Origin of the sequence: Cryobacterium sp. MLB-32 (genome assembly GCF_000738085.1) — a bacterium.
Lineage (GTDB): Bacteria > Actinomycetota > Actinomycetes > Actinomycetales > Microbacteriaceae > Cryobacterium.
Genome location: NZ_JPRS01000401.1, coordinates 1 through 871, shown reverse-complemented (window position 1 = coordinate 871; position 871 = coordinate 1). Strand labels below are relative to the sequence as shown.

General features: G+C 59.7%; 1 protein-coding gene. It reads left to right on the top strand.

Annotation, left to right across the window (positions count from 1 at the left end):
• Positions 1-871: ATP-binding cassette domain-containing protein (locus JF66_RS18930; RefSeq protein WP_035880429.1), on the top strand; the 871-nt coding region annotated here is incomplete at both ends.

The following is an 871-nucleotide window of genomic DNA, read 5'->3' as shown; positions in this document are numbered from 1 at the left end:
TCATGGATATCGGTGTGGGCAAGCAGCAGCTCGTCGAGATCGCTAAGGCGCTGTCGAAGCGCGTGAAACTTCTCATTCTGGATGAGCCGACGGCCGCCCTCAACGATGAGGACTCCGACCATCTGCTCGATCTGATCCTGCACCTCAAAGGCCAGGGCATCACCTCCATCATCATCAGCCACAAGCTGAACGAGATCAAGAAGATCTCCGACTCGGTCACCGTCATCCGTGACGGCCGCGCGATCGAGACGATGGCGAAGACCGAGGTGACCGAGGATCGCATCATCAAGGACATGGTCGGCCGCGACCTCGAGCACCGCTACCCTGATCACACGCCGAACATCGGTGAAGAGATCCTGCGTGTCGAGGACTGGACCGCCCATCACCCGCAGGACGTGACCCGCGTCGTGGTGAACAACGTGAACCTCAACGTTCGCGCCGGCGAAATAGTCGGAATAGCCGGGCTGATGGGCGCCGGACGCACCGAGTTCGCGATGAGCCTGTTCGGCCGCAGCTACGGTTCGCGCATTTCCGGCCGCGTGTTCAAGTACGGCACGGAGATCAAGACCCGCACCGTGTCGGAGGCCATCGACAACGGCATCGCCTACGTTACCGAAGACCGCAAGACCTATGGGCTCAACCTGATCGACGACATCAAGCGAAACATCTCGATGGCGTCGCTGGACAAGCTCACCACGAGCGGCCTTGTCAACGACAACGAAGAATACAAGATCGCCAACGAGTACCGCACGAGCATGAACATCAAGGCACCCTCCGTGCTGGCCAAGGTGGGCAAGCTCTCCGGTGGCAACCAGCAGAAGGTCGTGCTGTCGAAGTGGATCTACTCCGACCCTGATGTGCTCATTCTCGA